Origin of the sequence: Geobacillus sp. B4113_201601 (genome assembly GCF_001587475.1) — a bacterium.
Classification (GTDB): Bacteria; Bacillota; Bacilli; order Bacillales; family Anoxybacillaceae; genus Geobacillus; species Geobacillus icigianus.
In genome coordinates this window covers 1-18135 of record NZ_LQYX01000019.1, presented here as the reverse complement: position 1 = coordinate 18135, position 18135 = coordinate 1, and the positions used below count along the sequence as shown (strand labels likewise).

General features: G+C 39.4%; 27 protein-coding genes, 1 tRNA gene and 1 pseudogene. 27 read left to right on the top strand and 2 right to left on the bottom strand.

Going from position 1 to position 18135, the window contains the following annotated elements:
• Positions 1 to 68: 68 nt before the first annotated feature.
• Complete coding sequence (locus B4113_RS02790) at positions 69 to 311, bottom strand: DUF2626 family protein (RefSeq protein ID WP_033018986.1); 243 nt, start codon at positions 309 to 311, stop codon at positions 69 to 71.
• Between the two features lie 136 nt (positions 312 to 447).
• A complete protein-coding gene (locus B4113_RS02785) occupies positions 448 to 1137 on the bottom strand; it encodes a metalloregulator ArsR/SmtB family transcription factor (protein ID WP_033018987.1) in 690 nt (229 codons plus the stop codon).
• 198 nt (positions 1138 to 1335) lie between these two features.
• On the opposite strand from B4113_RS02785, the gene comGA reads away from it, so the two are divergent.
• The 27 genes and pseudogenes from comGA (at position 1336) to B4113_RS02660 (ending at position 17930) form a co-directional block, all read left to right on the top strand.
• Complete coding sequence (gene comGA / locus B4113_RS02780; RefSeq protein ID WP_033019016.1) at positions 1336 to 2406, top strand: competence type IV pilus ATPase ComGA; 1071 nt, start codon at positions 1336 to 1338, stop codon at positions 2404 to 2406.
• Positions 2403 to 3431 carry a competence type IV pilus assembly protein ComGB gene (gene comGB, locus B4113_RS02775; protein WP_033018988.1) on the top strand — a complete coding sequence of 343 codons (1029 nt, stop codon included), beginning with the start codon at positions 2403 to 2405 and terminating at the stop codon, positions 3429 to 3431. Before comGA ends, comGB begins: the two co-directional genes overlap by 4 nt.
• Before the next feature lie 170 nt (positions 3432 to 3601).
• Positions 3602 to 3745, top strand: a pseudogene (locus B4113_RS02770) (prepilin-type N-terminal cleavage/methylation domain-containing protein); the annotation flags it as partial.
• 39 nt (positions 3746 to 3784) lie between these two features.
• Positions 3785 to 4060: a hypothetical protein gene (locus B4113_RS02765; RefSeq protein WP_061912207.1), complete on the top strand. Its 276-nt coding sequence runs from the start codon at positions 3785 to 3787 to the stop codon at positions 4058 to 4060.
• Positions 4057 to 4239, top strand: coding sequence for a hypothetical protein (locus tag B4113_RS02760; RefSeq protein WP_061912206.1), 183 nt, complete (start codon positions 4057 to 4059; stop codon positions 4237 to 4239). The genes B4113_RS02765 and B4113_RS02760 overlap by 4 nt, the downstream gene beginning before the upstream one ends.
• Before the next feature lie 186 nt (positions 4240 to 4425).
• Positions 4426 to 5475 (top strand): hypothetical protein, encoded by a 1050-nt coding sequence (locus B4113_RS02755; RefSeq protein ID WP_061912205.1) that lies wholly within the window; start codon positions 4426 to 4428, stop codon positions 5473 to 5475.
• A gap of 200 nt (positions 5476 to 5675) precedes the next feature.
• Positions 5676 to 6140 carry a helix-turn-helix transcriptional regulator gene (locus B4113_RS02750; protein WP_061912204.1) on the top strand — a complete coding sequence of 155 codons (465 nt, stop codon included), beginning with the start codon at positions 5676 to 5678 and terminating at the stop codon, positions 6138 to 6140.
• 199 nt (positions 6141 to 6339) lie between these two features.
• Positions 6340 to 6861, top strand: coding sequence for a hypothetical protein (locus B4113_RS02745; RefSeq protein WP_061912203.1), 522 nt, complete (start codon positions 6340 to 6342; stop codon positions 6859 to 6861).
• 150 nt (positions 6862 to 7011) lie between these two features.
• Positions 7012 to 7908 carry a hypothetical protein gene (locus B4113_RS02740; RefSeq protein ID WP_061912202.1) on the top strand — a complete coding sequence of 299 codons (897 nt, stop codon included), beginning with the start codon at positions 7012 to 7014 and terminating at the stop codon, positions 7906 to 7908.
• A 275-nt stretch (positions 7909 to 8183) separates the two neighbouring features.
• Positions 8184 to 8387: a hypothetical protein gene (locus B4113_RS02735; protein ID WP_061912201.1), complete on the top strand. Its 204-nt coding sequence runs from the start codon at positions 8184 to 8186 to the stop codon at positions 8385 to 8387.
• A gap of 93 nt (positions 8388 to 8480) precedes the next feature.
• Positions 8481 to 8672: a helix-turn-helix transcriptional regulator gene (locus B4113_RS02730; protein WP_061912200.1), complete on the top strand. Its 192-nt coding sequence runs from the start codon at positions 8481 to 8483 to the stop codon at positions 8670 to 8672.
• Between the two features lie 36 nt (positions 8673 to 8708).
• A complete protein-coding gene (locus B4113_RS02725; RefSeq protein ID WP_061912199.1) occupies positions 8709 to 8918 on the top strand; it encodes a DUF5659 domain-containing protein in 210 nt (69 codons plus the stop codon).
• 4 nt (positions 8919 to 8922) lie between these two features.
• Positions 8923 to 10668: a hypothetical protein gene (locus B4113_RS02720; RefSeq protein WP_061912198.1), complete on the top strand. Its 1746-nt coding sequence runs from the start codon at positions 8923 to 8925 to the stop codon at positions 10666 to 10668.
• A 925-nt stretch (positions 10669 to 11593) separates the two neighbouring features.
• A complete protein-coding gene (locus tag B4113_RS19825; RefSeq protein ID WP_160331360.1) occupies positions 11594 to 11755 on the top strand; it encodes a hypothetical protein in 162 nt (53 codons plus the stop codon).
• Positions 11718 to 12797: a hypothetical protein gene (locus B4113_RS02715; protein ID WP_160331359.1), complete on the top strand. Its 1080-nt coding sequence runs from the start codon at positions 11718 to 11720 to the stop codon at positions 12795 to 12797. Before B4113_RS19825 ends, B4113_RS02715 begins: the two co-directional genes overlap by 38 nt.
• Positions 12798 to 13192: 395 nt before the next feature.
• Complete coding sequence (locus tag B4113_RS02710) at positions 13193 to 13372, top strand: helix-turn-helix transcriptional regulator (protein WP_061912211.1); 180 nt, start codon at positions 13193 to 13195, stop codon at positions 13370 to 13372.
• Positions 13373 to 13726: 354 nt separating this feature from the next.
• Entirely contained in the window at positions 13727 to 14143 is a 417-nt protein-coding gene (locus tag B4113_RS02705; RefSeq protein ID WP_153017113.1) for a hypothetical protein, read from the top strand.
• Complete coding sequence (locus B4113_RS02700) at positions 14140 to 14616, top strand: hypothetical protein (protein ID WP_061912195.1); 477 nt, start codon at positions 14140 to 14142, stop codon at positions 14614 to 14616. Before B4113_RS02705 ends, B4113_RS02700 begins: the two co-directional genes overlap by 4 nt.
• A gap of 120 nt (positions 14617 to 14736) precedes the next feature.
• Positions 14737 to 15195, top strand: coding sequence for an HNH endonuclease (locus B4113_RS02695; protein ID WP_153017112.1), 459 nt, complete (start codon positions 14737 to 14739; stop codon positions 15193 to 15195).
• Positions 15196 to 15303: 108 nt separating this feature from the next.
• A tRNA-Ile gene (locus B4113_RS02690) sits at positions 15304 to 15380 on the top strand.
• 70 nt (positions 15381 to 15450) lie between these two features.
• Entirely contained in the window at positions 15451 to 15648 is a 198-nt protein-coding gene (locus B4113_RS02685) for a hypothetical protein (RefSeq protein ID WP_061912193.1), read from the top strand.
• A gap of 72 nt (positions 15649 to 15720) precedes the next feature.
• Positions 15721 to 15873 carry a hypothetical protein gene (locus B4113_RS19820; protein ID WP_160331358.1) on the top strand — a complete coding sequence of 51 codons (153 nt, stop codon included), beginning with the start codon at positions 15721 to 15723 and terminating at the stop codon, positions 15871 to 15873.
• Positions 15874 to 15877: 4 nt separating this feature from the next.
• Positions 15878 to 16078, top strand: a complete 201-nt coding sequence (locus B4113_RS02680) for a hypothetical protein (RefSeq protein WP_061912192.1) — start codon at positions 15878 to 15880, stop codon at positions 16076 to 16078.
• A 22-nt stretch (positions 16079 to 16100) separates the two neighbouring features.
• Positions 16101 to 16289: a hypothetical protein gene (locus tag B4113_RS02675; protein ID WP_061912191.1), complete on the top strand. Its 189-nt coding sequence runs from the start codon at positions 16101 to 16103 to the stop codon at positions 16287 to 16289.
• Positions 16290 to 16351: 62 nt separating this feature from the next.
• Entirely contained in the window at positions 16352 to 16678 is a 327-nt protein-coding gene (locus B4113_RS02670; protein ID WP_061912190.1) for a hypothetical protein, read from the top strand.
• Positions 16679 to 16804: 126 nt separating this feature from the next.
• The gene (locus B4113_RS02665) at positions 16805 to 17218 is read left to right on the top strand and encodes a helix-turn-helix domain-containing protein (RefSeq protein WP_061912189.1); all 414 of its coding nucleotides are present in this window, start codon (positions 16805 to 16807) and stop codon (positions 17216 to 17218) included.
• A 124-nt stretch (positions 17219 to 17342) separates the two neighbouring features.
• The gene (locus B4113_RS02660; RefSeq protein ID WP_061912188.1) at positions 17343 to 17930 is read left to right on the top strand and encodes a recombinase family protein; all 588 of its coding nucleotides are present in this window, start codon (positions 17343 to 17345) and stop codon (positions 17928 to 17930) included.
• Positions 17931 to 18135: the final 205 nt, after the last annotated feature.

Below are 18135 nucleotides of genomic sequence, written 5' to 3'. Positions count from 1 at the left end.
CGTGGTAGCGGACCGATTCAGTTCTGTCCGCTAGCAGGGGGATTCCGCTCACATCGCCTGTCGCGTTTTTATTCGCCCATGCCGGGCACCATCATAAAGGTCGTCCAATACGTAAACGCGGCGAAGAAAATCGTCAAATACGCGCCGAAAATGTAAATGTACATTCTCTCGGTCAGTTTTAAAAAGCCGAGGAACAAGAAAAATATCGTTTGGCCAAAAAACAGGAGCGATGTCGTATGCATGTGGCCAAGGTAAAACATGACGGCGAAAATGCCGGTCCAAAAGGCAAGCACGCGGAACATGCGGTCCATTCGGTCTCCCTCCTTTGCTAGACAATCCCACCTTACTTATTATAATGTACAATGATTCGGAATGTAAATAACGCGTTCCGGCGCCGGCGCAAAAATTGCTGTTCGCCGCCCGGCGCGGGTGGAACGAAGCAGGCTGCTACGGGCGGATGGTGAGACGATAACAGCAGCAGCGGCTACCTTTCATCATGTTTTCCGTTTCAATGAGGCGGGCATTGGCAAACAGCGCCTCAGCCATTCCCTCAAGAAAGGCGTGGTGCATGCCGCAAACCGTCTCTGGCTGTTTTTCGGCGATTTCTTTGAACGGGCAGTTGCAAAACTCGAAAGACATGGCTGTGTCCTTGACTTCACGGCGGGCTCGAGGGAGAAATCCGGCCGCTTCTGTCAGAAGGCGAATCTTTTCTTCCGAACGGAGCGCCGCGATAGTGTCGCTATGCGCTACGCGGTTGGCGATGTACTCGCGTCCGAACTCTTTTCCTGCTTCCCGCAGAACTTTCTGTCCGCTTGGCCCAAGCCCCACCAGCGTTTGAACGGCGATGTGGGCGAGGAGCTGGTAATCGCGGAACGGAAAACATAAGCTGATCACTTCATCCGACAGCCGATACCATCGGCTGGGCCGTCCTCCTTTTCCCGTTTTTTGCGTGTTTGAGACGACGAGGTTCACATCTTCCAGTTTTGTTAAGTGAAGACGAGCGACGTTCGGATGAATGCGAAATTGATCGGCGATTTCTTGCACCGAGACGTCGCGCCGGATGGTGGCCATATATTCGTAAATATGAAACCTCGTCGGGTCAGAGAGCACGCTTGTAATTTTCAGCGTTGATTCCAACGGCGATCCCTCCTAAATAAAGCATTGATACAGTTATGATAATGAAATGGTCCAAGGCGCAAAATGATTTTTGTCACGGTTTGGAGCCGGCCAAGGAAATGTCAAAAAACGTTCACAAAAAATTTTTCATTCTTAGCAGGAAAACGGTTGATTCTTGTCGAAATAAACGACATCCGAATCGAAAGGAGGAATGGTGCACTGGAGCCGATTGAACAGATCGCTAGCCGTCTCCTTGCTGAGGCCGTGCGGCGCCGCGCTTCAGACCTCCATCTTGTCCCGCGCCGCTACGATGTCGTCGTTCGCCTCCGCCTTGACGGTAGGCTGACGGAGATTGGCACGCTGACAAAGGAGACAGCGGAACGGATCATCGTTCACTTTAAGTTTTTGGCCGGTATGGATATCGGGGAGCGACGCCGGCCGCAAAGCGGCGCCATGGAAGTGAATGAACAGGGGGAAACGGTGTATTTGCGCTTATCCACGCTCCCGACCCTCTACGATGAAAGCCTCGTCATCCGCCTGCTGCCGCAGCGTTTTTCGCTGCCGCTTCGCGAACTTTCCTTATTTTCGCATTCCACCGCGCGATTGATTTCTTTGATGCAGCAACCGCAAGGACTCGTCTTGCTGACCGGGCCGACCGGCTCCGGAAAAACGACGACGCTGTACACTCTCCTTGATTGGTGCCAAGCCAACAGACAACGCAATGTGATTACCCTTGAAGATCCTGTCGAAAAACGAAACGACCGGTTTTTGCAAGTGCAAATCAATGAAAAAGCGGGCATGACGTACGCGTCAGGGTTGAAAGCGGCGCTGCGCCACGATCCTGACGTGTTGATGGTCGGCGAGATCCGCGATCAAGATACGGCGGTGATCGCCGTCCGTTCCGCCCTGAGCGGCCATTTCGTCGTGTCCACGATGCACGCCGCCGATGCGGTCGGCGCCGTTTATCGGCTGCGCGAGTTTGGCGTTTCGCCTCGGGATTTGGCTGAGACGCTGCTTGCCGTTTCTGCCCAGCGCCTCGTTGAGCTCCGCTGTCCGTTGTGCGGCGACGCCTGCCACCTGTCATGCCGCCGCCTTGGGCGCCGGCGGCGAACCGCGATCCATGAACTGCTCTACGGCGCCGCATTGGGTGAGGTGATCGATTCGCTCACTAGCGAAAGCCGAAAACGCCGCCCCGCTTACCTCACGCTGGCCCGCCTTGTCCGTAAAGGGATGGCTCTCGGCTACTTGCCGTCACATACGCTGGAACTTGTCGGAGGGGATGAACGATGAGAAAAACAGCATGGCCGCCGGCCGAGCAGGCGTTGTTTTTCACTCGGCTTGGCCGGCTGCTCGAGCGGGGGTATCCGCTCGCACGAGCGCTTGAGTTTTTGGCCATTCAGTCTTCAGCGCCGCGCCGTTTGGAGCTGGAGCGTTGTTTGCAGCGGCTGCGCGATGGCTTGCCGCTGTCCGCCGCCATGGAGGCGCTGTCCGTTGATCGCCTCGCCGTCAGCCTGCTCACGTTCGCCGAGCGGAATGGCGATTTGCCGCGCGGCCTGATGGAAGCGGGGGAAATGCTGGCCCAGAAGGCGCGCTTCCAAGAGCAGCTGCGCCGCCTCACCCGCTATCCGCTTTTCCTCTTTCTCCTGCTGCTGGTCATGCTTGCGATCGTTGAATGGTGGTTGCTGCCGCAGTTCGAGCAGGCGGCCGCCTCGTTTTCCGCTCAACGCGGGCATACCGCTCAGCTGCTGGACGTGATCGCCCACTTCCCCGCCGCACTAGCCGCTATCGCCTTGTTGGCAGCGCTCGCCGCTCTCATTTCCGCCGTTTACCTTCGCCGCTGGCCATTATCTCGTCAACTCCACTGGATGCTGCGCATACCATGGTTCGCCTCCTTTCTGAAAATGTTCCTGACCCAACTTGTGGCGCGTCAACTCGGGCGTTTGCTGCAAGCGGGGTTGTCTGTTTACGATGCGCTTGATGCGTTCAGCGAGCCGTCGTCCCCCTCGTTTTTGCAGATGGAAGGGCAGCGCATGCGCGACGGGCTGAGGCAAGGGCGGCCGCTTGATGAGCTGATCGGCGCCGCCCGCTGCTATGAGCCTGAGCTGGCGCTGGTCATCCGCCACGGCCAATCGAGCGGCGAGTTGGGGAAAGAGCTCGAGCATTACAGCGAATTTTTGCTGCAGATGATGGAACGGCGAATGGAATCGGCGTTGAAACGGGTGCAGCCTTTGCTGTTGGCGGTCGTCGGCTCAATGATTATCGGCTTGTATTTGGCGATTTTGCTGCCGATGTTTTCGATGTTGAGTGAATGGTGACGAGGTGCGCGATGAAGCGACACGATGTTCCCGCGTCTGGCGGCTGCTGGGCACGGGCGCCGCCTTCCCCTCTTTCTCCTGAAAAAACGGGCTTTGTTCCGTCTCCTGTCCGTTCTTCTCAAAAGAATCCGTCCGTTGCTATATTCCAAATGAGGCGAGGAGGAGGAATCATGAAAGAAAAGGGATTCACCTTAATTGAAATGCTGATTGTCATGGCGGTGATTTCTGTCCTGCTCTTGATTGCCATTCCGAACATGACCAAACATAATAGCATGATCCAGTCGAAAGGATGTGAGGCGTTTTTGAATATAATTGTTTTCAAAGACAACCTTTTAAGGAGATGATAATCAAACATGATTCTATCTGATCACATTAAACAAACAGTCCGTACAATAGACGCTTTTCTCGACAACTATACACTCGGTATGCTCATCATCGAGAATAATACAGTTTCGCTCGAAACGGAAAACGATGAAATTCTGCTTGATGATTCGTATATCATCGAAGTTTTTGACGGCAAAAAATATCATCCGATCACGTATAGCGATGCAGTCAGCACTATTTCAAATGATGGATGGCCACTCTATGTTGGGCTTGAAGCAAGGGTAAAGAAAGGAGTAGTCAAATGAAAACGGTAAAACTCACTGACAAAGAGCTTGCAACGTTAAAATCAGCGGTTTGGGGACAACTTCAGAACATCAATCGGGATATTCGTATTGCAAATGAAGCTGGGAAAGATACTTCTTTTCTCGATGAAATGAAACGTGATCTTGAAGAAGTATTCGAGGCACTATCTTTTGCAAATTAAATTAAGCATTAAAAGAAAAATCGGCAGGGTGCTGCAACACCTTGCCGATTCAAGAGAATGAATATACTCCCAATATCAAACCTAATACAATTATACACCAAATTTTAAAAAATATACAAGGTGTATTTTAGGGGTTGTATATTCATTCTCACCGAACATATGTTTGTAAAAGGGAGAATGAATATCATGCGCAAACACACCATCATCGAACACCATCAATTCAAACAAATTCTTCAATACCGTCCAGCCGTCACGGAAGAAGCAGATCGTAATCGCCTCAAAATGGACATGCTCCAATCCATCATTCAAGCCATCGGTGAAAAGTGGCACAGAATGAAGCAGGAGACAAAATCTGCCCTTGAATATCTTTGCTTTCTTTCTGTAGAACGTGGCTTTGTTTATGCCGGCTCATATCACGTTGGAGAACGTTATGATATTGATTCATCGACTGTTAGACGTTATCTATTGTTTCTTGAACGGAAAGGAGTTATTCGCCGCATATGGCGTTCAAGTATCCGTCAAAACGGTCGAGGAAAAGCAGTCATCTTCTTCACTGTACATCCGTACTTCAAACAATATTGGCAGACATTATTTTTTTCGCATGATGATGAACAAGCTCATGCACAAGCTGAAAGTGTCGAAAATACTAGAATTGTAGAGGGTTTAAACGAGCAAAGTTCGACTTTACCTTATGATTTACCGAATTCAGATATTAATAAAAATAATAATCATCTAAATGTTAATCATTCTAAAAAGGGGACATTTGTCAAATTCGTTTCAAAAGAAGTAAATCGAATCGCAAACGGCCTTTTCAACGCTGAAATGATCAAATCGGCATGGAATCGTGTCACGCTTGCCTTTAGAAAAGCCGTTAAACGATTCGGTGACATCATTAATCATGCTGATCGGAAAAGAGTCGCTATTGCTACATTTGTATCGCTCAAAGCATATTTCATGCAGAGAAAAGGGCAAATGCAAACGGACGAAATATGCGCTCTTGCTTACAGCATTGCTCGTGCCCAATTTGAGCAAATCGGTCATTCACGCCAGCCGGAAAAAGACGAAATAGAAAGTGTAGAGAAAAAACCGATTCGCACAGAAGCACTTCCTGATTGGTTTGCTGAACATCAAAAGAGATTCGAGCGGTTTTGTGCAGACGTGAAAAAGCAACAACAAGAAAAAGTATCGCCAGAGGAAATCGAAGAACTACGCCGGCGACTTGCTCAATACGCATAGAATGCTCATATTTGCCCCGTACGGCGTTTTGTGAGATAGAGTAATGATTTAATACCGCTTCATCATTTACGAGCAATATAAGCAAAATAAGGCGGTCTTGTTCCTTAAAAAATTTTAAAAACAGGGTTGACTAATAATTAGTCATTGTATTATATTTTACTTAAGTAGGATGACTAATAATTAGTCAAAGGAGTTTTTGTATGCACGCATTAGATTATTTTTTCTCGCTTTGGAAATTAAAAAATAAAGATGTTGCTGAATATTTAGGAATACCAGCTCCGCAAATCAATGATTGGAAAAAAGGCAGAAGACCGATTCCTAAACATCATTTAGAAAAACTTTGTGAATTATTCAATATTCCTAAGGAAAAAAGTTATTTATTACAAAAGGAATCACTAACGAAAATAGATCGTCTTGAAATTGAAATCATTTTGTACAAAGCAAAACTAAAAAATTTTGTTGAAGGGGACGATGAGCAGATAAACAAAGCTATTCGCATGAATTTTGAAGCGTATATTGCAGCTTGTGAAAGAAACATTGAGGCATTAAAGGTTCTTAAACAATTAGAGGATGAATTATTCGGATGTTCCCACGTTCCGCAGTTGTTTTACAAAAATCTTGAAAAAGTTAAGTGTTTAATTGAGGAAATTAAAAATGGGATGTAGGATTTTTCATGCTCCTTGACAACTAAATAATTTTTAGAAATTTTAAAAGAAGCCTTGAAAGTCAAAAAAGGTCAAATTATAATCAAATTAGGTCAAAGTCAAGAAAGGTTAAACTTTGAGGAGGTGATGCCATTGTTGTAGGATGGGGCGGTTGTAGGTATGATGTTCAGTTAAAAATTAATTCGGGGGAGGAAAATGTATGAGTAAATATGTTGTAAATGTAAGCAAATATGTAAAAGGTGAAGATGGTCTTGTAGATGAATTAATATTTGATACCAGAGAGGAAGCTGAGAATTATTTAAAAGGAATTTATGATCAATATGTAAAAGACCGTGAAGATGTAGTTGATTTCGAATATTATCCATACAACGAAGATGAGTTTGATACTGAATTAGTTATTCGTGAATGGGATGAGGATGGAGAAAAAATTTTAAATATTGTAGTTTCTACTTCAAAATTAGAGCAAGAATATGATGATATTGATTTAGAAGATGGTTTAGACGACTATGATTATGACGAATTCGAAGAAATTGAAAAGTTAGAAAAAGAAGTACAAGCTTGGAGACAATTAATAGTCGATTTTGTTAGCGAGAATGGACTTAACGAGCAATTTATTGATTGGTTGCAAAAGAAAAATACAAATGGTGATCTTGATAAGTACATTGGCAGATTTATTGTATTACTTTCTGAAAAAGCGAACTCTGATACGATTATTAACTAAAGGGGGGGAAAGTGATTTAATGCAATCAGATAACCTTTTTCTAATCGCATGGGACGATATTGATGAATACATTGAGTTTTTAAGCTGCGATGATGGACAAGTATTGATTGATGAGTATAAACGAAAAAATAAGAAAATGGGGGAATCTAAATGAACGCAATTCAGCTAAAAAATGAACTATATACAATCGAATCCAAAATTAAACAGGACATCATAAACTTTCACCAGCATATCATGAGTGCAAACAGAGATATTCTTTTCTACGAGCAAACTATTTACGAAAAAATGATGACGTACCTTCTCATGATGAACAAAAAGGAAATGTCACCAGAAGCATTCAAGGAAATGTTGGAAATGATGATGGAAGGTCGAGAAGAAAAATGGCACATGGTTCGATATTATGCTGAAAATGCCGATTCATATTCAATCTTCAACGTCATTGTATATTTGAAACGGATATGGCCGCAATATAAAAAGCTACATAGACAATTTAAACGATTGCGGGCTAAGCTGATTGATGATCTCGGAGAACTTAAAACACTTATCGAATGTATCAAAGCAAAGCCGAAGAAAAATAAACGCACTATGCAAGCACTCGAAACGCTTCACGATCTCCATTATCAAGTACTTGAAGCACTAACGATTGAACTTGGTACAATTGATTTTCGTAAATATCTCGACTATATGTTCATTGGCGATGCAACTATTTCAAAGAACGAATTCTTGAGTCTTTTAACGCTAGACCGTTCAAAACGCAGTCAAGATACTATTCGCAACCTTCCAGAGCGCATTGACCGTGATACATTTTTAGATGCTGTTTTTGTAGACAAAATTGAAGATGAATGGAACGATACATTTGGGGAAATGATATTCGATTCAGTGATGATTGCAAAAGACCGTGATCCTGAATTGCGGAAACGAATGCTCGATAAGATTGATGAAATCTTTGAGGGAAAATTGCCGATGTACAAAGCAACATATGATGAGTATTTACAGCCAGTGAAATTAGAACGCATGAAGCCGAAATTAAGACTTGTAAAAAAGTAAAAAAGACACGTTCTTCAACGCATCTTTGTAATAAAACTGTAATATTTGTAACTAAAATTTAACATAAAAGTTATAAAAAATAACTAAAATTAATTGTAATTTTTCCGATATAACTATTGACAGGTATATTTCACCTGTGTTAAGATTGGATTGACACCTTCATGTCTTCAGAAATGCATAGTGAGAGCATTATAAATTTTGATTCTGACTATATTGTACAGCATAAGCATGGGGGTGTCAACAATAAATTTTTAAAAATTGAAAGGAGGGAAGTAATGATTCAAACGTACTGGGAGCGATCGATCAAGCAATTTTTCAATGATTGGAAGAACATGAAAACACCGCTTCAACATCCAGAGCATTTTGTGACGAAGAAGCAAGAAAAGATATTACTTACGATTGACGATCTCATACATAAGACGAATCAACAGCCAGTGAAGAAAAAGAAACGTGGTAGACCGAAGAAAAAAGCAATTTAATTTAATACATATACTTTGACCTTAACCAACTTTGACATATACATATTTTTTTACATTTAAATCACTTAAAATTTTCACAAGGAGGGATTCAAAATGAATCTTAAACAACGTCATATCTACATGTTGATGAGAAAAGAGCGTAAAATTCGCTTAAAGGAGATTTCGGAAGCGATTGGGATTTCACAAGCTGCTATTTCTCAATACGAAAATGGCAAAATGGATTTGAAAAAGGAAAATCTCGAAGCTTATAGACGATATATCGAAACGCATGACAACCGTAAATAAAAACTTGATTTTATAGAAAAATAAAGGGGGAATTATATGTCGGAAACGTTAATTATCCATTCGAGAAAACTAGCTATCTATCTTCAGTGTCGAGGTTTTGTTTTGCTTGGTGTGGAGCCAGATTTAACGGGACAGAAAAAGAAGGTATTCCTTTTCAAAAATTCAGATGCAATTCGAAAAGTGATGTTGCAATACAAGCATGATCGTGAGTTTCATGCCTTCATCGAGAAAATGGAAGGACGGTGATGGCATGGAAACTAAAATGATTATTCCAAATGACGATTATTCAAATGTATACGGCAATAAATACATACAAAAAATCGAATACCTTCGCAAATTGATACTTGAGGATGAAACAGGCGAGGATACGTTCAAAGTCGTCAATTTTGAAGCAGGACTAGGCAAAAGCCGATATACAGACATTATCATTCGAGAATATCTCAATGAGTGGAATCTTGACCGCAAATTTCTAATTGTGAAAAGGTTTAATGATGAATCAGAGCGCTCGGCACAAGTGATTCAAGAAGGTAGTTTCCTTCGTGATCATGTTGTCGTCATCACGTCAGAAAACTGGCAAAAGTGGAAGAAGAACGCAAAGGAATTGCAATCAAAACTAGTCATCATCATCAGTCACAAACGCTATATCGATCTATGCGAAAACGATGCAGAACGAGCCATCTTCACACGCGATAGACATACATTGATTATTGATGAGAAAATCAATTTTCCAGTATATACATATTCGTATCAATACTATTCAGACGTACGAAAATACATATCATACGCAAATGCAAAACTATTCGATGAAGCTTGTCATACGTTGAATGAATTAGCTGAAAATACTTCTACGTCATGCACTAGAGTATATCCAGTCATCGAAAAGGGGCTACTTCAACAATTCAATGAAATGATGCAAACAGAAATCCGAAAAGCAAATGATCTCGAAACGAAACGGAAATTAGAGCATTTTCTTGATACAGTCACGCTTTTCTATGACAAGAATGTGCTAACTCTTCACAATAGCAAAGAACTCTATACGTTAAACAGGCGACACAAACACTGGGGACTCAAAAATAATATCATCCTTGATGCATCGGCAGGAATAGATGGAGTTTACGAAGTACATGACAAATTTAAATTGCAACGCCAAACACGGTTAATTGATCATTCAGCAAGCCAATTCTTTCATGTAAAAATGAATACCTCAAAAAGTGCAATTGGAGCGAATCAAAAGAAATACTTCGAAAAAATCATGCAAATGATACGAGAACGGCATGTTGACGGAGAAAAAACGTTGTTAGTCATACATAAGAAATATGCGGATACGCTTTATGGGCATATGAAAAAAGTGTTTGGTGATGATGTTTGGAGAGAAAAAGAAAAGGAAACTGATCCTGACTACAATGGACAATCATACGCCATCTCATGGTTTGGCAATCTCATTGGCAAGAACATATATAGAGATTTCGATAATGCATGGATTCTTGGTACACCAAACATTCCGAACGCTCATTATCTTATCCATTACATGCAATATGCAGATAAGACATTGGGAAAAAACAGCCTGCAAGTTGACAGGAACGGCAAATTTAAAAACGATAAATTCCGGGCAATTCAAGAAGGATATATAGCTGCCGAAATATACCAGTCACTAAAAAGGGTACAGCGCAATCCGAAGCCAAAAGGGAAATTCTATATCGTCACAAAAGATGAAGAAATTGTGCAAAAAGTGCTTGGACAAATAAAAAATGCAAAGCTAACAGAAACCATTAAGCCAAAAGAGGAACAAAAAGAAAAATCGACTCGAAAAGAGCCGACTAAAATTGATCAAATCGTACAATACATACATACCCTTGTAAAAGATGGACAAAAGAAAATATATAAATCAGATATTCAAATGCAATTTGGTACAATCGTTTGGAATCGGGTGAAAAAGCATCCTAATTTCCAAAAATTGAAGTTAAAAGAGCAACAAAAATACTTTGTAGTTCCATAACATTATATAAGCAATTAATTGCCTATAAATAAAAGTTGACATGCCGTTTACAATTGGAACGTAGTAGATTGCAAGCAATCTTACTACTCCAAAAATGACGTACGTCACTTTTGTGTCTTATATATTTTATAGCACTGATGTCAAGAAAGTGGCTTCAGCCTTACAGCCACAAGGGCTTCAGCGATTTTGTTATAAAATTTTTCTCGTCAAAATGGATATAAAATTAACTATGTGAATGTCAAGAAAGTGTTAAAAACGTTGATATATCAACACTTTCCAAACATCGTATATAAATTTTTCACAAACTTTAAAAAATCCTTATGTATCAATACTTTTGGAACATTGATAAAGAAAAATGCAAAAAATAGGTCTAATATGTCAAGAAAGTCCGTTAACGCCTAGAGCGACAAGGGATTTAGACGTTTTTAATAACAATTTTTCTTTTCAGTCATTCAAAACAAGTAAATATAATCCTATAAGTACAATTATATCATTCATTTTGCAATTACTCAATTTAAAAAGGTGAGCCAATCTTTCGACTGCGTAGGCAGAGAAAGGAAAGTGAAAATGCAGGAAGCGTTAAGCTTCCGTTGCATTTCACTGGATCACATTGTAAACAGCATGTCAACATTTGAAAGGGGTGATGGACTATGAGGGTAAATAATTCGCTTTCTTCTTGTCGTTAATGAGTGGTCTCCCCAAAGTTGGGGACACCAGTTGCAGATTTCAAGTCCAGCATAGGACTAGCAAACAATATTCAAATGGAAGCAAAGCGCAAAGGGCAATGAAAAGCAATCAGCAACCATATGATAAATTCAGATGCAAAATGAACAAATGACTAGCAGTTAGCGATCGATCGATCATTCACAATGCGAATAAGAATAGCGCAATATAAATCAAAAATGAGTAAAGGAGAAGATGAGCAATGGCAAATGTAATCAGAATGACAATGACAACGGCAAGAAGAAAGCAGATATTTGTTGATGTTGTTGTATGGGATTTTGGGGTGAGAAAGAGAAAAATTTTAAATAAATGGAGGATGGTTGATGATGAAAACTTTAAAAGATTGGATTGTAGCTTACCGTGAAAATAAAGAAGTAATGAATGATTTTATTGTGTATGAAACGGTTCGTGAGCAAAATGAGCAGGGTCAATGGGATGAAGTTAGATATGTTCTCACAAAAGATCAAAAATTGAATGCGATCATGAAGCGAATGGAAATGAAATATTTTAAAGATGTAGATCGAAAAGATTTAAATGAGTATTTGCTTCATGCAATTGTAGAAGTGTTTGAAACGGCTGATACAAAAAGAAGCCCATCTGAAATCATCAGTTGGGCAGAGGATAGAATGAGATATATTGTGATTGATGAATTGAAACGGAATCATCATATGAATATTGTATCAGAAAATGAAGTGGTATCACACAGTGACAAAGATGATGAAGTGAATATTTCTGATTGGCAGATGTATCAGGAATGGCTAAAAGGTGAAGAAGCTAAAACATATGAGAAATTTTTAGAGTTTGTTGGTGGACTGGAGAGTATTCTTTCTAAGAAACAGCTTGAAGTATATACATATATGAAATCGGGCTGGACACAACAAAAGATTGCAGAAAAGATGGGCGGTTCACAGCAAAATGTATCAAAAATATTCCAGTCCGCATTAAATCGAATTAAAGCAGAGTATCTCCATTTTCGTACATATCGTGTCATGATGAAGACAAATACATATCAAACAATTAAAACATTCGTGAAGTATACGAAAAATATTTTGGAGCATGTCACAGATGATGAAGCGATGCTCTATACATATACGATGAATTTCTTGCGTGAGAATGAAGAAGAGGATATTTCATTTGAATTGGCGCATGAAAACAAAAAGGACTTGAGTACGGGTGTATTAGATGCGTTATTTGATTATATGAGTGTTGGAGATCTGAAATGGTTTATGCCATACTGGAGAGGTGAAAAAGAAGTCACAACGAAGAAAGAAAAAGAAAAATTCGTCCGTATCGTGAATAAGTCATTGGTGCAGTATTTGATTGGGGCTGAAAAAGCATTGAAAAGAACGAGTGAAACGATTGTTGAACGAGAAATACATGAAAAAGTTATTGACTTAATTAGTTAAAATATGTTAAATTAAAAATTTTAGTTGTATTTTTTACGATATTATATATAGAGGATGGTTGGTTATATGAAATAACTTGCCATCCTTTTTTGTTTCAACTTTTTGTTTAGCTACTTCTTCAACTTCAGCAATACGAGATTCTTTTGTGGTTTGCATATCAAAGAATGCTTTACGAATAACTTCATCAGCTTCATTTCTTTATATCCTTTTGCCATTTCGGGAATAGTTCTCTTTCAATTCTTATCTACATCAGCAACGATTGGTATTTAAAATTCCTCCACATTTTCTTTCTCCTTGAAACGGTCGGTAACGCTCCGGCCGTTTTCTTCTTTTTTGATGTGTTGGTTATAAAAGTTAACATTGTATAGATTGTATCAAAGGCGGTGAGTGAGGTGATGAACAAAATCAAAAAAGTACGAATCCTTCTTGGTATGACACAAAAAGATGTAGCAAAACAAATTGGAGTTACACAAGCAATGTATAGCATGATTGAAAACGGAAAACGGAAGCCATCAAAAAAGACAGCTGCAAAGATTGAAGAACTGTTCGGAATATCATTGTTTTTCGTAGATTGAATGCACACATATACGTCATGTTAGTGTGTACACACTTATTGGCGATAAGTGACTTGAGCGCATCGCTAGTGAAATGCTAGTGCCCGTCTATTGCACGCTCGTAAAAGATATGCATAGACACCATACTGTAAACCCATTTATACATATCTCCAGTATTTTCAAATCATTATTAGTCATATCACCACCCCTTTCAAAGGCAGGATTCGTTTCCTGCCTCATCTTTTTTAAACGGAGTGATTGAATGAAATTTGAGCGTAAGAAAAGGAAAAAGACATTTGATGAGTTGCTTAGAGAGTATCAAAAACAGCACGAAGAAAAACAAAAACAAATTAATAAACGAAAGGAGAAAAAGCGATGAGAATGGATTACGAAAAATTTGAAGAACTCATGTATCATGCTTCACGAGGTGCAAATGATCAACTCTATGATGGACTTGCGAAACGTTTCCTTTTGCGATTTGAAGAAGATATTCGGTCGGTTCATGAGCGATTGGAGCAATTGGAGCGCTTAGTGAAGATGTTGATTGAGTCGAAACAAGAAGTGAAAAAAGAGATCAATGTTGAGGAATGGAAACCGGCAGATAAATCGTTGATTGAAGCATGGAAACCTAATCCGAAATTACAAGAGGCTCTTGAAAAAGTTGATAAAGAAAAGCTTGCAAAAGCGATGGATAAAGCGATGGAAGATGTGATAAAGGTAAATACATTGCGTACTTTTTCGATGCCAAAAGTTGAAGTGCCGGAGTTCAAGAAAGGAGCTGACGAGGAATGATCGTTGCTCCTCCTGAACATCATGTGTTTCTTGTGAATGGTGAATATGTGTTTGTGCCGTATAACGAATGTGACGTTGAAGGATTTATTGAAAAGGAAATGGCTGCAAGGATTGCACAGAATGAAAAGTTTCGTTCTTTTGTCAACGCATTGACTGCGTGGGGTGATTTTTTAGAGCGATTTTTCTACATGAATGATATCTACTTTTGGGATAAACAAACGCATGAATGGAATCCAGATTTTCGAAAGCATTTTGATACAGAAACGGAAGCGTGGTTATTTGCAGACAAAATCTTCAAAATGAATGTTAAAAGTTATTTCGAGGGCTATCCCGAATATTCAAAAGCGTATATTGAATATGTTTTGCGGTGTGATGAAAATGATGTTCCGTTTGATGATGGGTTTTATCAGTTTGTTGCTAAACGGATGATTGAAGACAGAGAAATTCGAATCGAATGGGAAAAGGTGATGTGATGATACAGATTCCTGATTATTTTGTTTGTAAGAAATGCGGAATATATATCAAATATGAAGAAGCTGGACAGATGGAATGTGGGCAATGTGTGTTTGATGATTGGATTGGAGTGAATAAGATTGACGAACGATACGAAACCAAAAACAAAGAAGGATAAAATATCCAATGGATACATACTTGTATATATGCCTAACCATCCGCGAGCCATTAGGCGTGGACAGTGGCAAGGATATGTATATGAGCATGTCATTGTAGCTGAAAAGATGTTGGGTAGACCGTTAAGGGATAACGAGGAAGTGCATCATCTTAATATGAATCCTGCGGATAATCGTCCAGAAAACTTGCTTGTTTTAGAAAAAGGGCAGCATACGAAAATACATAATTTTATGCGTAGGTATGACTTGTATTCTGTGTTTGAAGAAATCGCAACCGATGGACATATCGTGAAGAAATGCTTGTTTTGTGATGAATACATAGTTAATGAGAATAAGAAATTTTGCAGTATAGAGTGTAGACGAAAATATGAAGAACAAAAGAAAGGTGAACAAAATGATCAGCAAAATGAAGCAAGTGTTTGAGATGTATGTGGATTGGGTGATTGATGCGTTTCCTGTTTATATTGTTTTGTCGGCTTTGACGATGATACTTATTGACATGATGTGAAGGTGTTTTGTCTTTTTCTTTTTGGACTCGTAGCTCAGTTGGTTAGAGCAGCGGACTCATAATCCGAAGGTCGCAGGTTCAAGTCCTGCCGAGTCCACCAAGATTTTGATGATGTAGAAGGAATTCCTTACCTTTTCGTTGAATTGAGTAGACGGAAGGGAGGGAATGTGATGGAAGCTAAAATTTTAAGTAATGATGAGAAAAAACAAATGTTTTTAAATGCTGTCAAAGAAATAGAGGCAGATATTGAGATATTAAAAGATATCGCCATTAAAAACAATCCAGAAATTAAAGAAGAAGTAAATCGATTAGTTAAAACGATACTTAGCAATGTTAAAGTATTAAAATCGTTTAGAGACTTTGAATAAGTTGTAAAAGCTTGAAATGATTTAATTAAAGCATCCGTTTTATCGGGTGCTTTTTTATTTGGAGGGAAGAAAATGTTACTTGCATTTCAAATTTTATTGTTTATTTTAATCGTGTTGTTTGGCATGGGCTTGTTCAGTGATGAAAGCCGAGAGAATAAAAACAGATATTTGAGTGTTGTATTGGCAAGTGTTATTGCTTTGAGTGTAAGTCTTTTTGTGGGGTGAAGTGATGATTAATATTGAGGAAGTTATTTATCACAATGAAGGTGTAACTGTTCATTTTACATATAAAGGCGATGATATTGAATTTGATGGATATATTAGGCTAAGTCTTAAAGAATACAAAGCAAGTGGCAATGGTGAGGATTTGGATTATTTAGTGAAGTGTATTTTGGTAAGGGAATTGCACTATTTGGTGAATAGATATTGAAGACATTGGAGGGATAAGATGAATGTTAATGAAAGAGCAGATTACTTATATTAAAGATAGTGAAATTGTGGAAGTTCCTAAAAATGCGTCATTGTTTATCGTTAAAGATAATTTTGATGAGGAATATTTGAAAAGGATGATGAACACAGGAGTAATAATGAATTCAGATGCAGAAGTGCAATGGATTAGTGAGGATGAGTTAGGAGGTTAATTTTTTTGATTATATAAGTGTATGATTATATGTTTATATGATGTGTGGCTGGTGACAAATAAATGGCATTCAAATTTGTTGAATGTGAACGCTGCCCAACAACATTTAAGGTAAAGAAAATTAAGAAGGATATGGTTGGTTTTTATTACGGCGATCCTGTTTATCATCATTATTATGAGTGCGTTAGATGTAAATACAAACATACTGTGAAGATTGATACGCCATCTGTGAATATATGGACTGATCGAATGTTCATGCTGAAGTGGTATATGCAGATATATCGAAAAGATGAAAAGAAGTGCGAAGAGTTGGCAAGGGAATATGAGATTGCTAAAAGGGAAGCCGAGAAGGTAATTGATGATGTGAAGAAGGTAGTTGGGATTGAGTAGGTGTTGTTTTATTTTTTAAATATATAAGTGTATGCTTATATGTTTATGTGATGTGAGATGATGGGAAAATGAAAAATGAGTGCAAACCCGTGCACACTGTTACACATGCCAAAGGGGGTGAAAGATATGTTAAACGAACGTGAAATGAAGGCAATACAATTGTATTATCAAGGCGGTATGACAGTTGAAGAGATCGCTCATGAGTGTGGATATAAAAACAGATCATCTATCTATAAACTTTTGAAACGTGAAGATGCTCAAGAGTATATTGACATGCTTGCACAAGAAAGTTTAAAGGAAGCGTTGCGAACATTGCGTATTAACTCACGTGATCTTTCAAAGATCATTGTTGATATTGCACGTGGCAATATAAAGAATACAAAGACAGTCTATGCCCAGTTGAATGCTTTGACGAACGCACTTGAGAAAGCTGGACTCAATCAGAAAACACTTGTTATTGAAGAATCGAACAATGATGATCAAGATTATAACGAATTGCTGGATATGTTGAAGAAAGAAGAAGGCAGCAAAGAGGAATGAGTTAAAAAATTTTAATCAATTTGTATCATTTGACTACACCCTCTTGATACATTTTTGAGATATTGATATAATAGGCTTAACGATGTATCAAATACATGTATCAAAAATAGGAGGGTGTAGTCGTATGAAATATGGATATGCAAGGGTATCATCATCTGGTCAAAATTTAGAAGCGCAATTGAAACAGTTAGAGGAGTTTGGATGTGAAAAGATATTTAAGGAAAAAGTAAGTGGACGTAAAAAGGATAATCGTGAACAATTCAATAAACTTTTAGAAACAGTTAAAGAAGGCGATGTGATTGTAGTAACTAAACTAGATCGCTTTGCCAGAAGTACAAAAGATGCTTTGAATACAATAGAATATCTTAATTCAAAAGGTGTCGGACTTGTTGTTTTAAATATGGGTGGTGAAAAGGTAGATACTACTACAGCAATAGGAAAGTTAATGGTAACAATTCTTGCTGGTATCGCAGAATTTGAAGCAGATATGATACGTGAAAGACAGCTTGAAGGTATTGCATTAGCAAAGCAAAGAGGTGTCTATAAAGGCAGACCAAAGAAGTATACAGAGCATAATAAAGGTCTACAATATGCACTTGAATTATTCCGTAATCGTGACAAAAATGGGATGACAGTTAATGAGATAGCCGAGATCACGAAAATAAGTCGAGCAACGATATATCGTGAAGCAAAACGATTAAATATTGATTAACAAAGACGGTCAACAATTGACGGTCTTTTTTCTTTTGCTCTTTTTTACGGTAGGGGGTATGCCTTCTGTTTTTGGCTGGCAATCCCCAGCAGCAGGTATCACAAATTTTTTTACCAAATTTTCAACCCTTTAAAAAAGGAGCATTCCCGTTAGGAGCTTTTCCGGGGACTTGATCAAAAAAAGCCCTCTTGGTATGATGCAGGGG